This window comes from Streptomyces sp. NBC_01408, assembly GCF_026340255.1.
Classification (GTDB): domain Bacteria; phylum Actinomycetota; class Actinomycetes; order Streptomycetales; family Streptomycetaceae; genus Streptomyces.
This window is the reverse complement of sequence record NZ_JAPEPJ010000001.1, coordinates 1,203,645-1,220,143: the sequence shown is the minus strand read 5'-3', so window position 1 is coordinate 1,220,143 and position 16,499 is coordinate 1,203,645. Positions and strand designations below refer to the sequence as shown.

16 protein-coding genes are annotated in these 16,499 nt (G+C 71.9%); 10 read left to right on the top strand and 6 right to left on the bottom strand.

Annotated features, from left to right (window positions below; genetic code table 11):
* Nucleotides 1-355: 355 nt before the first annotated feature.
* A complete protein-coding gene (locus tag OG447_RS05675) occupies nt 356-1,450 on the bottom strand; it encodes an NlpC/P60 family protein (protein ID WP_266935273.1) in 1,095 nt (364 codons plus the stop codon).
* A gap of 281 nt (nt 1,451-1,731) precedes the next feature.
* Nucleotides 1,732-2,553 (bottom strand): class I SAM-dependent methyltransferase, encoded by an 822-nt coding sequence (locus tag OG447_RS05670; RefSeq protein WP_266935271.1) that lies wholly within the window; start codon nt 2,551-2,553, stop codon nt 1,732-1,734.
* Nucleotides 2,554-2,785: 232 nt separating this feature from the next.
* On the opposite strand from OG447_RS05670, the gene mshA reads away from it, so the two are divergent.
* A complete protein-coding gene (gene mshA / locus OG447_RS05665; RefSeq protein WP_266938764.1) occupies nt 2,786-4,135 on the top strand; it encodes a D-inositol-3-phosphate glycosyltransferase in 1,350 nt (449 codons plus the stop codon).
* On the top strand, nt 4,128-4,613 hold the full coding sequence (locus tag OG447_RS05660; RefSeq protein WP_266935270.1) for a YbjN domain-containing protein: 486 nt from the start codon (nt 4,128-4,130) through the stop codon (nt 4,611-4,613). The genes mshA and OG447_RS05660 overlap by 8 nt, the downstream gene beginning before the upstream one ends.
* A 99-nt stretch (nt 4,614-4,712) precedes the next feature.
* Here OG447_RS05660 and OG447_RS05655 read toward each other — a convergent pair whose 3' ends face one another.
* Complete coding sequence (locus OG447_RS05655) at nt 4,713-6,107, bottom strand: MFS transporter (RefSeq protein WP_266935268.1); 1,395 nt, start codon at nt 6,105-6,107, stop codon at nt 4,713-4,715.
* Between the two features lie 163 nt (nt 6,108-6,270).
* Between OG447_RS05655 and OG447_RS05650 the strand changes: the two genes are divergently transcribed.
* Complete coding sequence (locus OG447_RS05650) at nt 6,271-7,032, top strand: phosphoglyceromutase (protein ID WP_215139630.1); 762 nt, start codon at nt 6,271-6,273, stop codon at nt 7,030-7,032.
* Nucleotides 7,033-7,145: 113 nt separating this feature from the next.
* Here the strand turns inward: OG447_RS05650 and OG447_RS05645 are convergent, their stop codons facing one another.
* The gene (locus OG447_RS05645; RefSeq protein ID WP_008743931.1) at nt 7,146-7,295 is read right to left on the bottom strand and encodes a hypothetical protein; all 150 of its coding nucleotides are present in this window, start codon (nt 7,293-7,295) and stop codon (nt 7,146-7,148) included.
* A gap of 120 nt (nt 7,296-7,415) precedes the next feature.
* Nucleotides 7,416-8,093 (bottom strand): phosphate signaling complex protein PhoU, encoded by a 678-nt coding sequence (phoU, locus tag OG447_RS05640; RefSeq protein WP_266935265.1) that lies wholly within the window; start codon nt 8,091-8,093, stop codon nt 7,416-7,418.
* Nucleotides 8,094-8,309: 216 nt separating this feature from the next.
* Here phoU and OG447_RS05635 point away from each other — a divergent pair, with 216 nt between their 5' ends.
* A complete protein-coding gene (locus OG447_RS05635; protein WP_266935263.1) occupies nt 8,310-9,554 on the top strand; it encodes a cell wall metabolism sensor histidine kinase WalK in 1,245 nt (414 codons plus the stop codon).
* The gene (locus tag OG447_RS05630) at nt 9,551-10,231 is read left to right on the top strand and encodes a response regulator transcription factor (RefSeq protein ID WP_030387286.1); all 681 of its coding nucleotides are present in this window, start codon (nt 9,551-9,553) and stop codon (nt 10,229-10,231) included. Before OG447_RS05635 ends, OG447_RS05630 begins: the two co-directional genes overlap by 4 nt.
* 145 nt (nt 10,232-10,376) lie before the next feature.
* On the opposite strand, the gene OG447_RS05625 is transcribed toward OG447_RS05630, so the two are convergent.
* Nucleotides 10,377-11,072, bottom strand: a complete 696-nt coding sequence (locus tag OG447_RS05625; protein WP_266935261.1) for a DUF461 domain-containing protein — start codon at nt 11,070-11,072, stop codon at nt 10,377-10,379.
* 602 nt (nt 11,073-11,674) lie between these two features.
* Here OG447_RS05625 and OG447_RS05620 point away from each other — a divergent pair.
* The 5 genes from OG447_RS05620 to rlmB all read left to right on the top strand — a co-directional run bounded on the left by OG447_RS05620 (nt 11,675) and on the right by rlmB (nt 16,365).
* Entirely contained in the window at nt 11,675-12,157 is a 483-nt protein-coding gene (locus OG447_RS05620; RefSeq protein WP_003953493.1) for a CarD family transcriptional regulator, read from the top strand.
* A 378-nt stretch (nt 12,158-12,535) separates the two neighbouring features.
* Nucleotides 12,536-13,300 (top strand): 2-C-methyl-D-erythritol 4-phosphate cytidylyltransferase, encoded by a 765-nt coding sequence (gene ispD, locus OG447_RS05615; RefSeq protein WP_266935259.1) that lies wholly within the window; start codon nt 12,536-12,538, stop codon nt 13,298-13,300.
* A complete protein-coding gene (gene ispF / locus OG447_RS05610; protein WP_266935257.1) occupies nt 13,290-13,793 on the top strand; it encodes a 2-C-methyl-D-erythritol 2,4-cyclodiphosphate synthase in 504 nt (167 codons plus the stop codon). Before ispD ends, ispF begins: the two co-directional genes overlap by 11 nt.
* A 104-nt stretch (nt 13,794-13,897) precedes the next feature.
* Nucleotides 13,898-15,298 carry a cysteine--tRNA ligase gene (gene cysS / locus OG447_RS05605; protein ID WP_266935255.1) on the top strand — a complete coding sequence of 467 codons (1,401 nt, stop codon included), beginning with the start codon at nt 13,898-13,900 and terminating at the stop codon, nt 15,296-15,298.
* Between the two features lie 95 nt (nt 15,299-15,393).
* Nucleotides 15,394-16,365: a 23S rRNA (guanosine(2251)-2'-O)-methyltransferase RlmB gene (rlmB, locus tag OG447_RS05600; RefSeq protein ID WP_266935254.1), complete on the top strand. Its 972-nt coding sequence runs from the start codon at nt 15,394-15,396 to the stop codon at nt 16,363-16,365.
* Nucleotides 16,366-16,499: the final 134 nt, after the last annotated feature.

The following is a 16,499-nucleotide window of genomic DNA, read 5'->3' as shown; positions in this document are numbered from 1 at the left end:
GGCGGGGCCCTCCGGCATATGCCGACATCGCGGGGGAAAATCGGCCTCACTGGATGACCAACGTCACGGCGGGGAGCGGTTCGTCCCGCCTGGCGAGACGTCGCCGCCGCCCACTTGGTTGCCTCCGCACCCGATCCCGCGGGGGCGGCGAAGGGCCATTCGGCCGCCGGGCCACCAGGCCCGAGCCCTGCGGCAAGGGCCGAGCCGATGCCGTGCCAGTGCCGAGCCCGCCTGCCGGCTTCGCCATACGCAGCTCAAAGAACGGGGCTCAGGCACAGCTGGCCGGGCGGGGCAGCCAAGCCCGGCCCCGGCGGCACAAGGCCGCGCAGACCCGCCCGGCCCCCGACCCCGAGGGCTACGCGTCCGGGCGGACGACGGCCTTGATCGGCATGGAGCCCGCGCCCGCCATCGTCACGTTGCGGCCCGGGCGCGGGGCGTGGACCATCGCGCCGTCACCGACGTACATCCCGACATGGCTCGCGTCGTCGAAGTAGATGATCAGGTCGCCCGGACGCATGTCCTTCAGCGCGACCTTCGGCAGCAGCCGCAGCTGCTCCTGAGAGGTGCGCGGGATGCCCTTGCCCGCCGCCCGCCAGGCCTGGGAGGTCAGACCGGAGCAGTCGAACGAGCCGGGGCCCTCGGCGCCCCAGACGTACGGCTTGCCGATCTGCGCGGTGGCGTACTGGACGGCCGTCTTCCCGGCGTCCGTCGCCAGGCCGTTGACGTCCTTCATCGCGCCCGTCGACAGCCACGCCGTCTGCGCCTTGTACTGGGCGTCCTGCTCCAGCTGGATCAGCCGGGCCTTCTCCTCGGCCTCCAGCTTGTTCTCCAGCTCCTCGGCCGCCTTGATCTTGGCCTCGATCTCCTTCTTCGAGTCCTCCTGCTTGATCCGGTTGGCCTCGAGCTTCTGCCACTGGGTGCTCGCGTCCCGCGCGTACTGTTCCAAGTCGGCCTGGGTGCGGTCCAGTTCGGAGAGCATGTCCGAGGCGGCCTTCTCGCCCCGGCGCAGCCGGTCGGCCCCGTCGAGGTATTTGCCCGGGCTCTCGCTCAGCGCCAGCTTCGCGCCCGGCGGCAGCCCGCCGGCGCGGTACTGGGCGCGGGCGGCGGCGCCCGCACGGTTCTTCAGGGTGGCGATCCGCTCCTGGCCGGCGACGACCAGCTTGGCGATCTCGACGATCTTGTCGGACTGTGCCTTGGCCTCGCTCGCGGCCAGGTTGTAGGCATCGGTGGCCGTGCCCGCCTGCCGGTACAGGCCGTCTATCTCCTTGCGGACCTGCTCCAGGGACTTGGTGCCCGGAGCCGGTGCTGGTGCCGGTGTCGGCCCCGGCTCGGGCGCCGGAGCGGGAGCCGCGTACGAGGTACCCGCCGCGAGGCCCGGAGCCGTCAGTACCGCCAACGCGCACACCAGTGTGAAGGCGCTCGCGCCGCGCCGCCGCCTTACGGTCCGCATGGTTCCCCCAGGCACCAGGAGTCAGACCGTTCGTGAGATCTGACTATTCATCAGTAACTTGTCACTGCCTTCGGGATGGTGCCACGAGTCGATGAATTCCGACACCCTTGTGGATGGCGTGCCGATCTTGTCCGCCCCATCGGAGCTCCGTCGGAGCTCCGTCGGAACCCCCGTCCGAGCCACCTCCGAGCCCCCGCACACGCCCCCGTCACACCCCCGTCACGCCCATCCCTGACGACTCAACGGGCCGGCCCCAACTCCGGTTCCCCCGCAGGCCACCTTCACCCCGACGGGCGCAACGCCTCCCAGCGCACCGTCAGTTCCCCCTGCCGCCACCGCGCAGGCCCGTCCGCCAGCGGCCAGTCGTCGGAGAGCGCCCGCGCCGTCCGGATCCAGCGCTGCCGCGCCCCGTAGGAGGCGTACGGAGCCGCCGCCGCCCAGGCCCGGTCGAAGTCGCGCAGGAACGCGTGCACCGGCTCGCCCGGCACGTTCCGGTGGATCAGCGCCTTCGGCAGCCGCTCAGCCAGGTCCGAGGGGCGCTCCAGGGAGCCCAGCCGCGTTGCGAACGTCACCGTGCGCGCCCCCTCCGGCCCCAGCGCGACCCACACGTGCCGCCGCCCGATCTCGTCGCAGGTCCCCTCCACCAGCAGCCCGCCCGGGGCCAGTCGCGCGCACAGCCGCCCCCACACCTCGGCGACCTGCTCCTCGTCGTACTGGCGCAGTACGTTCGCCGCGCGGATCAGCATCGGGCGTGCGCCGCCGTCCAGGGGCACCTCGAAGCCGCCGTGCCGGAAGCTCAGCCCCTCCCTCTCGTACGGCTTCGCACCCGCGACCCGCGCAGGTTCGATCTCGATGCCGACCACCCACACCCGCGGAGCCGCCTCCCGCAGCCGCGCCAGCAGCTCCACCGCGGTCCAGGGCGCGGCCCCGTACCCCAGGTCCACCGCGACCGGCGCGTCCGCGCGGCGCAGCGCGGCCCCGTGCGTGGCCGCGATCCAGCGGTCCATCCGGCGCAAGCGGTTCGGGTTCGTCGTACCGCGGGTCACCGTCCCCACGGGGCGGCCGGGGCGGCTCGGGGGCGGCGGGGTACTGCGCGAGGACATGAGGCGAGACTAGGGGCTGTCTGACCCTGATCCGCCGGACACCCCCTGGCGGAGCGCGCATGCTGGAGGAAAACCCGGCAACCCGAGGAAAAGTCAGCGCCCCACGGAATGCGGGGCACGGCCATCCGGGTTGCACTGCTTGAAAGCGCGTCGACCGCGCTCTTCGTGTCATGCCGCCCGAGCGAGAGGACTGCTCCCCTTGAGTCAGTACGTGTCCCGCCTCGGCGGCAGCATCAGCGGCCGGATCGCCTCCGCGCGCGGCACCCGCCACGACCCGCCGCGGCTGCGCCTCCCGGCCGTCGGCCACCACCGCAAGCCGCGCCGCGTCGCCATGCTCAGCGTGCACACCTCGCCGCTGCACCAGCCCGGCACCGGCGACGCCGGCGGGATGAACGTGTACATCGTCGAGCTGGCCAAACGCCTCGCCGCGATCAACATCGAGGTCGAGATCTTCACCCGGGCCACCGCGGGCGGCCTCGCGCCCGTGGTCGAGCTGGCCCCCGGGGTCCTCGTACGGCACGTGGACGCGGGCCCGTACGAAGGCCTCGCCAAGGAGGAGCTGCCCGCCCAGCTGTGCGCCTTCACCCACGGCGTGATGCAGGCCTGGGCGGGCCACCGCCCCGGCTACTACGACCTCGTCCACTCCCACTACTGGCTGTCCGGCCACGTCGGCTGGCTCGCCGCCGAGCGCTGGGGCGTCCCGCTCGTACACGCCATGCACACCATGGCCAAGGTCAAGAACGCGGCGCTGGCCGAGGGGGACACCCCCGAGCCCGCCGCCCGCGTCATCGGCGAGACCCAGATCGTGGCCGCCGCGGACCGGCTCATCGCGAACACCGCCGAGGAAGCCGACGAACTCGTCCGCTACTACGAGGCCGACCCGGGCAAGGTGGCCGTCGTCCACCCCGGCGTGAACCTCGACCGCTTCACGGTCGGCGACGGCCGGGCCGCCGCCCGCGCCCGCCTCGGACTGCCGCAGGACGCCGTGATCCCGCTCTTCGCGGGCCGGATCCAGCCGCTCAAGGCGCCCGACATCCTGCTGCGCGCGGTCGCCGAGCTGGTCGACCGGGACCCGTCGCTGCGCGCGCGGCTCTTCGTACCCGTCGTCGGCGGCCCCAGCGGCAGCGGCCTGGCCAAGCCGGAGGGCCTGCAGAAGCTCGCCGCGAAGCTGGGCATCGCCGACCTCGTGCACTTCCACCCGCCGGTGGGCCAGGACCGGCTCGCCGACTGGTTCCGGGCGGCCTCGGTGCTGGTCATGCCCTCGTACAGCGAGTCCTTCGGGCTCGTGGCGATCGAGGCCCAGGCCGCCGGTACGCCGGTGCTCGCGGCCGAGGTCGGCGGGCTGCCGGTCGCCGTCGACGACGGGGTCACGGGGATCCTCGTACCCGGCCACGACCCGGTGGACTACGCCCGGCAGCTACGGCGCTTCGTGGACGAGCCCGGGCTCGCGGAGCGGATGGGCGGCGCGGCCGCGCGGCACGCGCAGTTCTTCGGCTGGGACACGGCCGCGAGCGGCACGGCCGACGTGTACACCGCGGCCATGCATGATCATCGCCGTCGCGTACGCTCCCACCATGGCTGACACCGCCGAGATCATCGAAGCGACGCTGACCGGCGCCGAGCTGAGCTGGGAGAGCCCCGAGCCGGGCTCGTACGTCGTCCAGCTCCCCGGCACCCGCAAGCTGTCCACCACCTGCTCCCTCCGGGTCGGCCGGCACTCGCTGTCGGTCAACGCCTTCGTGATCCGCCACCCCGACGAGAACGAGGCGGGCGTCCACCGCTGGCTCCTGGAGCGCAACCTCAAGCTGTACGGGGTGAGCTACGCCGTGGACCGCCTCGGCGACGTCTACCTGACGGCCCGCCTCCCCCTGTCGGTGGTGAACCCGGAGGAACTGGACCGGGTGCTCGGCACGGTCCTGGAAGCGGCGGACGGCGCCTTCAACACCCTCCTGGAGCTGGGCTTCGCGAGCGCGATCCGCCGCGAGTACGAATGGCGCGTCTCGCGCGGCGAACCGACCTACAACCTGGACGCCTTCAAGCACCTGACACAGCCTTCGTAGCGCCGGCGGGGCCGGGCAGAGCCGGCGCAGCGAGGCGCAGGTCCGGCCGAATCCAGCCCCGCCGGCGTTTGAGGCGCGGGTCCGGGCAGAGCCCGGTGGCTACGCCACGCCGGCCGCCGCCACCGGCTTCGCCGTCTCCGCAGCCCCGTCTGCCGTGCCGGCCCCGCCCGCCGTACCGGCCCCGCCCGCCGTACCGGCCCCGCCCGCCGTACCGGCTCCGACGCCGCCCCCCGAACCCGCGTCACCCCCGGGGAGCCTCCGCATCAGCAGCCAGTAGCCCGTACCCGCCACCGTGCCCAGCACGCCCGTGGCGGCCCACAGCCAGCCCGCCCCGTACCGGTCGATCATGAAACCGGCCATCAGCGGCGCGATGAGCGCGGCCACGGCCCAGGACATGTTGTACATCCCCTGGTAGCGCCCGCGGCCGTGCAGGGGCGAGAGCCGCACGACGAGGCCCATCTGGGTCGGGGAGTTCACGATCTCGGCCAGCGTCCACACGGCCACCGTCAGCGCGTACGCCCACAGCGGCCCGGCGAAGGCCGTCAGCGCGAACCCGTACCCCGCCAGCAGCGCCGAGGCCACCAGCAGCTTCTGCGGGTCGCGGTGCTCGATGAACCGCGTGACCGGCAGCTGGAGCAGCACGATCAGCAGGCCGTTCACGGCGGCGACCAGCCCGTAGTCCGCGGGCGAGAACCCGGCCGCGCCCATCGCGACGGGCAGGCCCACCGAGCCCTGGGTGAAGATCAGGGAGATCAGGAAGGACAGCCCGACCACGCCCATGAACCGCCCGTCCCGCAGGACGGTCCCCATCCCGATCTCCGGCTCGGCGCCGGCCTTGCCGGCGCCAGTCCCCCCGGCCCCCGCCGCACCCACCTCATCGGCGCCCGCGGCACCCGCATCCGGCCGGGACTCCGGCAGCTTGGCGTACACCAGCACCGCGCAGGCCAGCGTCAGCACGGCCTCGCCCAGGAACCCGGCCAGGTAGCTGTACTCCGCGATCAGCCCCGCCGCGGTCGCGGAGACCGCGAAGCCGAGGTTGATGGCCCAGTAGTTGAGCGCGAAGGCCCGTACCCGGTCCTCGGGGCGGACGATGTCCGCCATCATCGCCGAGACCGCCGGCCGGGACGCGTTCGAGGTCATGCCGACCAGCAGCGCCACCGCGGCGATGGCCGCCGGATGCTCCATGAAGCCGAGCAGGGCCACCGAGAACGCCGTCGAGACGTTCGCCGCCAGCATCGTCGGCCGCCGCCCCAGCCGGTCGGTCATCACCCCCGCGACGAGCGAGGAGACCACACCGCCGAGCCCGTGCAGGGCGACCACAAGTCCCGCGAAGGAGGCCGAATAGCCCCGGTCGAGGGTCAGGTACATGGTCATGAATGTGGCGACGAAGGCCCCGAGCCGGTTGACGAGGGTGCTCGCCCACAACCACCAGAACGCACGCGGCAGACCCGACACGCTCTCCCGGGCAGCCCGTCTGGCACTGGCAACGGACATAAGGGATCCCCCGGCGGTGTAAGCGTCTCAACGGCTTTCCGCACGTTACGAGCGACCGCCTCCCCGGCGCCAGCGAATTGACGGCCGACGTCAATCGGCGTCCCCCTCCGACGACCCCCGGACCGCGCGCGAGCGGCCCGGCCCGTCCATTAGGCTCGTACGCATGGCCGACGCACCGTACAAGCTGATCCTCCTCCGCCACGGCGAGAGCGAGTGGAACGCGAAGAACCTGTTCACCGGCTGGGTGGACGTCAATCTCAACGAGAAGGGCGAGAAGGAGGCGGTCCGCGGCGGTGAGCTGCTCAAGGACGCCGGCCTGCTCCCCGACGTCGTGCACACCTCCCTCCAGAAGCGCGCGATCCGCACCGCGCAGATGGCGCTCGAGGCCGCCGACCGTCACTGGATCCCGGTCCACCGCTCCTGGCGCCTGAACGAGCGCCACTACGGCGCCCTCCAGGGCAAGGACAAGGCCCAGACCCTCGCCGAGTTCGGCGAGGAGCAGTTCATGCTGTGGCGCCGCTCGTACGACACCCCGCCGCCGGCCCTCGAGGACGGCACGGAGTTCTCCCAGTCCGAGGACCCGCGCTACGCGTCGATCCCGCCGGAGCTGCGCCCGCGCACGGAGTGCCTCAAGGACGTCGTCGTCCGCATGCTGCCGTACTGGTACGACGCGATCGTGCCGGACCTGCTCGACGGCCACACCGTCCTGGTCGCCGCGCACGGCAACTCCCTGCGCGCCCTGGTCAAGCACCTGGACGGCATCTCCGACGCCGACATCGCGGGCCTGAACATCCCGACCGGCATCCCGCTCGCCTACGAGCTGGACGCCGAGTTCAAGCCCCTCAAGCCGGGCGGCACCTACCTCGACCCGGACGCGGCCGCGGCCGCCATCGAGGCCGTCAAGAACCAGGGCAAGAAGAAGTAGCCCTCACGCACGAAACGGCCCCCCGCCTGCGGATTCTCCGCCGGCAGGGGGCCGTTCGCCGTTCCGGGCCCGGGATCGGGCCCCCGCGCGCGTGCGAGCCGGGGTGGGCGGGGTCAGCCGCCGCACTGGCAGGGGGCACCGGACTGGCAGCCGCAGCCGCAGCCCGAGCCGCAGCCACAGGCCGCGAGCAGCGGGAGGCGCAGCGGCTCCGGCCGGGGCTGCTGCTCCTGTTCCGGGGTGATGGGGACGGGGGAATCGGGCATGGTTCCTCCTCGCGCAGGCGGCGTACGGGCCGCCGTACGGCGGACCGCCTTCGCCTCATTCATGCCCAGCCACACCGGCGCGTCAACGGCGCATTGGGGCTCGCGCCCCCGCCCGGCGCGTCAGACGCCCTCGACCTGGGTGGGCGCCTGGAGCTCGTCCGCGTGCTCGCCCGTCACCAGGTAGACCACGCGCTTGGCCACCGACACCGCGTGGTCCGCGAAGCGCTCGTAGTAGCGGCCCAGCAGGGTCACGTCCACCGCGGTCTCGATGCCGTGCTTCCAGCGGTCGTCCATCAGGTGCTGGAACAGCGTGCGGTGCAGCTGGTCCATCTCGTCGTCGTCCTGCTCCAGCTGGAGCGCCAGGTCGACGTCCTTGGTGATGATGACCTCGGCGGCCTTCGCCATCAGGCGCTGCGCCAGCTGCCCCATCTCCAGCATGGTGGCGTGCAGGTCCCGCGGGACGGCCGTGTCCGGGAAGCGCAGCCGGGCGAGCTTCGCCACGTGCTGGGCCAGGTCGCCGCTGCGCTCGAGGTCGGCGCTCATTCGCAGCGAGGTCACGACGATGCGCAGGTCGGTGGCGACCGGCTGCTGCCGGGCCAGCAGGGCGATGGCGCGGGCCTCCAGGTCGTGCTGGAGGTCGTCGACCTTCTGGTCGGCGGCGATGACACTCTCGGCGAGCTTCAGGTCGGCGTCGAGCATGGACGTCGTGGCCCGCCCGATCGCGGAACCGACCAGCCGGGCCATCTCGACCAGGCCCTCTCCGATCGAGTCCAGTTCCTCGTGGTACGCGTCACGCATGTCTGGTGTCCCTCTCTTGACCTACTGCACTGCTGCCCGGGGCGGCCGGCCGGGGTGGCCTCTCGCCCCACGTTGACACGGTGAGCCGCAAACGCGTCCGACTCCGGCACCACAAGTGAATCAGCCCCGTCCCCAGGGTGAACTCTGGGCGACGACTGTTCGAGGTGGCACCCGAACGGCTGTGGAAGTGTCGTTCAGCCTGCTTAACCTGGATGCATGGACGTGAACGCGGCGGTCGCCGCAGCTGCAGCGATCGCCGGTCTTTGCACCGGTGTGATCGCGATGCTGGCGTTCCGCTGGAGCGAGCGCGACCAAGCCCGCCCCACCCGGAGCTCCATGCGCCCCGACATCAATGCGGTGCTCCCGCCCGGCGTGGACACCGTCCTCTCCGTACTGCGCTCCTCCGCCGTCGTACTCGACGAGGGCGACGCGGTGGTCAAGGCCAGCTCGGCGGCGTACGCCCTCGGTCTGGTCCGCGGCGGCAAGCTCGCCGTGGAGCCCATGCTCCACATGGCCCGCGACACCCGCCGCGACGGGGAGATACGCCAGGTCGAGCTCGACCTGCCCCGGCGCGGCACCGGCCGCGGCGAGGCCCTCGCGGTCTCGGCGCGCGTGGCCCCGCTCGGCTCCCGCCTGGTGCTCCTCCTGGTCGAGGACCTCACCGAGGCCCGCCGCATCGAGGCCGTACGCCGTGACTTCGTGGCGAACGTGTCCCACGAGCTGAAGACACCGGTCGGAGCGATCTCCCTGCTCTCCGAGGCGGTCATGGACGCCTCGGACGACCCCGAGGCGGTCAGCCGCTTCGCGGGCCGGATGCAGATCGAGTCCACCCGGCTGATCAACCTCGTGCAGGAGCTCATCGACCTCTCCCGGGTACAGAACGACGACCCGCTGGAGGACGCCGAGCCCGTCCGCGTGGACACGCTGGTGGCCGAGGCCATCGACCGCTGCCGCCACACGGCCTCCTCGAAACAGATCACCATGGCCGCGGGCGGCACCGCTGACCTGCGCGTCTGGGGCAACCGCGGACAGCTCGCGGCCGCCCTCGGAAACCTGGTCGAGAACGCCGTCAACTACAGCCCCGCCCGCACCCGCGTCGGCATCGCCGGACGCAGGGTGGCGGCACCTGGGGGAGACTTGATCGAGATAGCCGTGACCGACCAGGGCATCGGCATCCCGGAAAAGGACCGCGAGCGCATCTTCGAGCGCTTCTACCGCGTGGACCCGGCCCGCTCCCGTGCCACGGGAGGAACGGGCCTCGGCCTCGCGATCGTGAAGCACGTGGCGGCCTCGCACGGCGGGGAGGTGGCGGTCTGGAGCTCGGAGGGTCAGGGTTCCACGTTCACCCTGCGACTTCCCGAAGCGGCCGCGCCGGCCCCGGCGACGGCCACCGAATCCACCCAGCCCCTGCTTGAACCAGAAACAGCACCAGCCATCCCTGCCCCGGAGGTCCTTCCGTGACCCGAGTGCTCGTCGTCGAGGATGAGGAATCCTTCAGCGACGCCCTGTCCTACATGCTCCGCAAGGAAGGCTTCGAGGTCGCGATCGCCGCGACCGGGCCCGACGGGCTCGACGAGTTCGAGCGCAACGGCGCCGACCTCGTCCTCCTCGACCTGATGCTCCCCGGCCTGCCCGGCACGGAGGTCTGCCGGCAGCTGCGCGGCCGCTCCAACGTTCCCGTGATCATGGTGACCGCCAAGGACAGCGAGATCGACAAGGTCGTCGGGCTGGAGATAGGAGCCGACGACTACGTCACCAAGCCCTTCTCCTCGCGGGAGCTGGTCGCCCGCATTCGCGCGGTCCTGCGCCGCCGCGGCGAGCCGGAGGAGGTCACCCCGGCGGCCCTGGAGGCGGGTCCCGTACGGATGGACGTCGACCGCCACGTGGTCACCGTCGCGGGCGGCAAGGTGGACCTCCCGCTGAAGGAGTTCGACCTGCTTGAGATGCTGCTGCGCAACGCGGGCCGGGTGCTGACCCGCATGCAGCTGATCGACCGGGTCTGGGGCGCCGACTACGTCGGTGACACCAAGACCCTCGACGTCCACGTCAAGCGCCTGCGCGCCAAGATCGAGCCGGACCCGGGCGCGCCGCGCTACCTGGTCACGGTCCGCGGTCTCGGCTACAAGTTCGAGCCGTAAGCCGACGGCGTGCCGGCCGGCCGCCGAAGGCCGGCGCAGCGTATCGAAGCCGTCACCGCGCCCCCGGGCCCGGGCAGCGGGAAGGGCCCCCAGCCGCAGCAGCGGCCGGGGGCCCTTCCCGTACGTCGTCGTGGTGCGGCGTGCCTCAGTGGCCCGCGGCGTGCGAGGCGGAGCCGGACGGCGAGCCGCCCGCGTTGCCCGAGGGGCTGCCGGACGGCTTGCCCGACGCCGCACCGGAGGGCGAACCCGACGCCGCGCCCGAGGGTGCGCCCGACGGGGAACCGGACGGGGCGCCCGAGGGGCTGCCCGACGGGGTGGAGCCGGCGGCGGGGGCCACGGTCGGGCCGTAGCCCGCGTACATGCCCTCGGCCGGGACCACGAACGCGTCCAGCTCGACCTTGCCCGTGCGGCTCAGCTGGAAGACGACCTGCTGCACGTCGCCGTCCACGAGGGCGTCCGCGCCCTCGACCACGGCGGAGGCGTTGCCCGCGCCGCCCAGCACGACGGAGCCGCCGGCCGGCACGGTGACCTTGCCGGAGCCCTCGGCAGCCTTCAGCGCGACCTTGGCCTTGCCACCCCCGAGGGTGATGGCGTCAAGGGTCTGCGGCTGGGCGCCGGCGTTGAACAGGGTCGCCGAGACTGCCGCGGGGCCCTTCTTCTTCTCGGCCTGGGTGATGACCAGTGCGTTCTGGATCTTGATGTCGCCCTTGGTGGCGGCGGCGTTGTCGGGCTTGATCTGGAGGGTCTCCGCGTTGGTGCCCGCACCACAAGCGGCCAGCGAGGCGATCGAGAACACGACGGCGGTGGCGGCGAGGGCGCCGCGTCGAAGGCTGCGGCTCACGGCGGCGGCATCTCCTTGGACGTACAGAACGGGAAGGTGGACGCTCGGAACGGCCGAGGTAAAGCCGCTCTAAGGGTGTGTCAGCGCGCTTAGGTTACCGAGCCGCCGCCCCGCCCCCGCACCCGACCCTCCGCAGCACACGGGCCGCCCTCGCCCCATCCCCCGATCTTGCATTCCGTGTGCGGTCCGGTCCGGCGTTCCCCTCGCCGATCATGTGGCGCTCGCATATCGTGCGCACGGCCGCCCGGTGATCAATTCCGGGATTCCCCCGAGCGCCCCTCCGTGATCAATTGAGGGATTGGGCCGGAACCCCTCCGTACGGACGCCCGCCAGTCGAACGGAGTAGTTCGGTTTCCCGGCCACGAACCAGGCAAAACGGGACGTACGTCACGCTGGCGGGTGTGCCGGACAGGTGTAGCGTGGCCCTTTCGCCCGGTCCGCACAGCGCCCCCGACCTGCGATTACCCCCTTCCAGGAGCCCTCCGCAGCACGTTCCTGTCGCTGTTGTCAAGCCCCGAGATATGCCCTGACCTGCGAAAACGCCATTCATAACAGTCAGTTCTCGTGTTACCCTGGATAGCCACGGAAGGGGTACCTGTCACATGACGTTCAAGGTTGGCGACACCGTGGTCTATCCCCATCACGGGGCCGCGCTGATCGAGGCCATTGAGACTCGTCAGATCAAAGGCGTGGACAAGACCTACTTGGTGCTCAAGGTCGCCCAGGGCGACCTGACGGTTCGTGTGCCTGCGGACAATGCGGAGTTCGTCGGCGTTCGCGACGTAGTCGGCCAGGACGGGCTGGACCGGGTCTTCGAGGTGCTTCGCGCACCGTACGCAGAAGAGCCGACGAACTGGTCCCGGCGCTACAAGGCAAATCTGGAGAAGCTCGCTTCTGGCGATGTCATCAAGGTCGCCGAAGTGGTGCGTGACCTGTGGCGTCGTGAGCGCGAGCGCGGGCTGTCCGCGGGCGAGAAGCGCATGCTCGCGAAGGCACGCCAGATCCTGGTGAGCGAGCTCGCGCTCGCCGAGAACACGAACGAGGACAAGGCCGAGGCCCTCCTCGACGAGGTGCTCGCGTCCTGACGCGAGGCCCCGTTCTTCACCGTTCCCGATCACCGTTCATTCGCGTTGTCCTCAACGCGGCTGATCACACGTGATCACACGGGTTCATGAAAACAGTGTTTACACAGTTGTGCCGCGGTGCCCGCTGACGAGGTCTCTCCTCCACGAGAGACCTGTTGCCGGGCGCTGCGGCATGTCTGCACCCGCACACCCGAACGTACCCCTTGAAGCCATTGCCTCACTGGCGTGTTGCCTCACTGGCGTGCCGGGCCCGGGCAGCCTGCTCGACCGGTCGTCACGGAAGGGGCGAGGGCGTCGCACCCGGCACGCTTCAGGCCATACCCATGTGGGCCGAAGCCACAAACCTGGCTGCGCAACCCGGAGCTATCGGAGCCATCGATGTATGACGAATCGCGCCCCGAGGGCGCCCCGCACCCCCACCACACCGCCGCGGTCATCCCGGCCGCCGGCCGCGGAGTGCGCCTCGGCCCAGGCGCCCCCAAGGCCCTGAGGTCCCTCGGCGGCATCCCCATGCTCGTCCACGCCGTCCGCGCCATGGCCCGCTCGCGCGCGGTCTCCTTCGTGGTCGTCGTCGCCCCGCCCGCCGAGGCCGCCGACGTACGCCTGCTCCTCGACGAGCACGCGCTGCCCGACCGCACCGAGGTCCTGGTCGTCCCCGGCGGGGAGACCCGCCAGGAGTCCGTGCGCGCCGGCCTGGACGCCCTTCCCGGACGCATCACCTCCGTACTCGTCCACGACGCGGCCCGGCCGCTGGTCCCCGTGGACACCGTGGACGCCGTCGTCGAGGCCGTCCGCGCGGGCGCCCCCGCCGTGGTCCCCGGCCTGCCCCTGGCCGACACCGTCAAGGAGGTCGAGCCCGGCAGGCCCGGCGAGCCCGAGCCGGTCGTGGCCACCCCGGAGCGGGCCCGGCTGCGCGCCGTGCAGACCCCGCAGGGCTTCGACCTCGCCACCCTGGCGCGCGCGCACCGGGAGATCGACCTCGGCGGCGAGGGCGCCACCGACGACGCCGGGATGGTGGAACGCCTCGGCATCACCGTCATGGTCGTCCCCGGCCACGAAGAGGCCTTCAAGGTCACCCGCCCGCTCGACCTGGTCCTCGCCGAGGCCGTACTCGCCCGCAGGAGGGCCACCGATGCGTACTAGTCCCGACGCCCCGCTGATCCCGCTCGTCGGCATCGGCACCGACGTGCACGCCTTCGAGGCCGGCCGTGAGCTGTGGTGCGCGGGCCTGCTGTGGGAGGGCGAGGACGGCCTCGCCGGGCACTCCGACGGCGACGTCGCCGCCCACGCCGCCTGCGACGCGCTCTTCTCCGCCGCCGGAGTCGGAGACCTCGGCGCGCACTTCGGCACCTCCCGCCCCGAGTGGTCCGGCGCCGCCGGGGTCACCCTCCTGGCGGAGGCCGCCCGCATCGTCCGCGCCGAGGGCTTCGAGATCGGCAACATCGCGATCCAGGTGATCGGCGTACGGCCGAAGATCGGCAAGCGGCGCGAAGAGGCGCAGAAGGCGCTCGCGGCCGCGGCGGGCGCCCCCGTGTCCGTGTCCGGCACCACCACCGACGGCCTGGGCCTCACCGGCCGCGCCGAGGGGCTCGCCGCCATCGCCACGGCCCTGGTGTACCGGACGAGCGGGACCTGAGTCCGGCAGGACACCCCCTGGCGGGGCACCGCTTCGGCAACAAAGCCGCCCCGCGTCCCTAAAGGGTCGCGGGGCACTGCTACAGGCGCACTACCCTGGATGCCGTGACTATTCGCCTGTACGACACCAGCGCCCGGCAGATCCGCGACTTCACCCCGCTCACAGCGGGCTGTGTCTCGATCTACCTCTGTGGCGCCACGGTGCAGGCCGCCCCGCACATCGGGCACATCAGGTCGGGCCTCAACTTCGACATGATGCGCCGCTGGTTCGAGTACCGGGGCTACGAGGTCACCTTCATCCGCAACGTCACGGACATCGACGACAAGATCATCGCGAAGTCCGCCGAGCAGCGCCGCCCCTGGTGGTCCATCGGCTACGAGAACGAGCGTGCCTTCAACGACGGTTACGCCGCCCTCGGCTGCCTTCCGCCCACCTACGAGCCCCGCGCCACCGGCCACGTCACCGAGATGGTCGAGATGATGCGCGGCCTCATCGAGCGCGGCCACGCCTACGAGTCCGAGGGCAACGTCTACTTCGACGTGAAGTCGTACCCCGGCTACCTCGCGCTCTCCCGCCAGGAACTCGACAACATCCGCCAGCCGGAGAGCACCGGCGAGACCGGCAAGCGCGACGCCCGCGACTTCGCCATGTGGAAGTCCGTCAAGCCCGGCGAGCCCTCCTGGGAGACCCCGTGGGGCCGCGGCCGCCCGGGCTGGCACCTGGAGTGCTCCGCCATGGCGCACAAGTACCTCGGCGAGGCCTTCGACATCCACGGCGGCGGCCTGGACCTGATCTTCCCGCACCACGAGAACGAGATCGCCCAGGCCAAGGCCTTCGGCGACGAGTTCGCGAAGTACTGGGTCCACAACGCCTGGGTCACCATGTCCGGCGAGAAGATGTCCAAGTCGCTGGGCAACTCGGTCCTCGTCTCCGAGATGGTCAAGCAGTGGCGCCCGATCGTGCTGCGCTACTACCTCGGCACCCCGCACTACCGGTCCATGATCGAGTACAGCGAGGAGGCCCTGCGCGAGGCCGAGTCGGCGTTCGCGCGGATCGAGGGCTTCTGCCAGCGCGTCATCGAGAAGGCCGGCGGCGCGGTCGAGCCCGCCGCCGAGGTCCCGCCCGCCTTCGCCGAGGCCATGGACGACGACCTGGGCGTCCCGCAGGCGCTCGCCATCGTCCACACCACGGTCCGCCAGGGCAACAGCGCCCTGGCAGCCGACGACAAGGACGCGGCCATCGCGCGGCTGTCCGAGGTCCGGGCCATGCTCGGCGTCCTCGGCCTGGACCCGCTCGACCCGCACTGGGCGGGCGAGGCCGACCGCGGCGAGGACCTGCACGGCGCCGTCGACACCCTCGTACGCCTGGTCCTGGAACAGCGCGAGTCCGCCCGGGCCCGCAAGGACTGGGCCACCGCCGACGCCATCCGCGACCAGCTCCAGCAGTCCGGCCTGGTCATCGAGGACAGCCCGACGGGCCCGCGCTGGACGCTCGGCCCCCGCTGAGCCCGGCCAGCTGAGCTTGGTGTGCCGCCCGGCGCTCCGGGCGGCACACTCTTCATACGTACATACCGCAGCATCAACGAAAACAGGTAGAAGTCATGGCCGGGAACAGCCAGCGCAGGAACCGTCGCACGTCCAACAAGAAGGGCGCGACGGTCGGCAGCGGTGGCCAGCGGCGCAAGGGCCTGGAAGGCAAGGGCCCCACGCCCAAGGCCGAGGACCGCAAGAAGCACAAGGCGAACCGCATCAGCAACGCCATGGCCCGGCAGGCCGCCAAGCGCCGCCCGGCCCCGCGCCGCGGCGGTCCCAAGGGCACCAGCGAGATGGTCGTCGGCCGCAACCCGGTCTTCGAGGCGCTGCGCGACGGCGTCCCCGCCACGACCCTGTACGTCCAGCAGTTCATCGACAACGACGAGCGCGTCCGCGAGGCCCTCCAGCTCGCCGCCGAGCGCGGCAACATCAACCTGATGGAAGCCCCGCGCCCCGAGCTCGACCGCATGACCAACGGGCTCAACCACCAGGGCCTGGTCCTCCAGGTCCCGCCGTACGAGTACGCGCACCCGGAGGACCTCACCGCCGCCGCGTACGACAACGGCGAGGACCCGCTGATCGTCGCCCTCGACGGGGTCACCGACCCGCGCAACCTCGGTGCGATCGTCCGCTCCGTCTCCGCCTTCGGCGGCCACGGCGTGGTCATCCCCGAGCGCCGCGCCGCCGGCATGACCGCCGGTGCGTGGAAGTCCTCGGCCGGCACCGCCGCCCGTACCCCGGTCTCCCGCGTCACCAACCTGACCCGCGCCCTTCAGGAGTACAAGAAGGCCGGCATCGCCGTCGTCGGCCTCGCGGCCGAGGGCCAGCACACCGTCGACGACCTGGCGGCGCTCAGCGGTCCGGTCGTCATCGTGGTCGGCTCCGAGGGCAAGGGTCTGGGCCGGCTCGTCGGCGAGAACTGCGACTACCTCGTCCGCATCCCGATGCCGGGTGGCGCCGAGTCGCTCAACGCCGGTGTCGCCGCGGGCGTCGTGCTGTACGAGGCGGCCCGCAGCCGCGCCAAGCGTCCGCGCACCTGAGCACCAGAGCGCCCGGGCGCCTGGGCGTTTGAACACCAGAGCGCCTGAGCTCTGCCGAATGGCCTACGGTCCGTGACCCGTGAGCGTGTCACCCCGTCCGTTTCGGGCGGGGTGACTTGATCTTGACGGGTCTC

Bases quoted from the DNA above. Each gene is read 5' to 3' on its own strand.
- ispF (WP_266935257.1), top strand. From the start codon at position 13,290: ATGCGTACTAGTCCCGACGCCCCGCTGATCCCGCTCGTCGGCATCGGC.
- OG447_RS05650 (WP_215139630.1), top strand. From the start codon at position 6,271: ATGGCCGACGCACCGTACAAGCTGATCCTCCTCCGCCACGGCGAGAGC.
- OG447_RS05620 (WP_003953493.1), top strand. From the start codon at position 11,675: ATGACGTTCAAGGTTGGCGACACCGTGGTCTATCCCCATCACGGGGCC.
- phoU (WP_266935265.1), bottom strand. From the start codon at position 8,093: ATGCGTGACGCGTACCACGAGGAACTGGACTCGATCGGAGAGGGCCTG.
- ispD (WP_266935259.1), top strand. From the start codon at position 12,536: ATGTATGACGAATCGCGCCCCGAGGGCGCCCCGCACCCCCACCACACC.
- OG447_RS05655 (WP_266935268.1), bottom strand. From the start codon at position 6,107: ATGTCCGTTGCCAGTGCCAGACGGGCTGCCCGGGAGAGCGTGTCGGGT.
- OG447_RS05660 (WP_266935270.1), top strand. From the start codon at position 4,128: ATGGCTGACACCGCCGAGATCATCGAAGCGACGCTGACCGGCGCCGAG.
- OG447_RS05670 (WP_266935271.1), bottom strand. From the start codon at position 2,553: ATGTCCTCGCGCAGTACCCCGCCGCCCCCGAGCCGCCCCGGCCGCCCC.
- OG447_RS05675 (WP_266935273.1), bottom strand. From the start codon at position 1,450: ATGCGGACCGTAAGGCGGCGGCGCGGCGCGAGCGCCTTCACACTGGTG.
- OG447_RS05645 (WP_008743931.1), bottom strand. From the start codon at position 7,295: ATGCCCGATTCCCCCGTCCCCATCACCCCGGAACAGGAGCAGCAGCCC.
- OG447_RS05635 (WP_266935263.1), top strand. From the start codon at position 8,310: ATGGACGTGAACGCGGCGGTCGCCGCAGCTGCAGCGATCGCCGGTCTT.
- rlmB (WP_266935254.1), top strand. From the start codon at position 15,394: ATGGCCGGGAACAGCCAGCGCAGGAACCGTCGCACGTCCAACAAGAAG.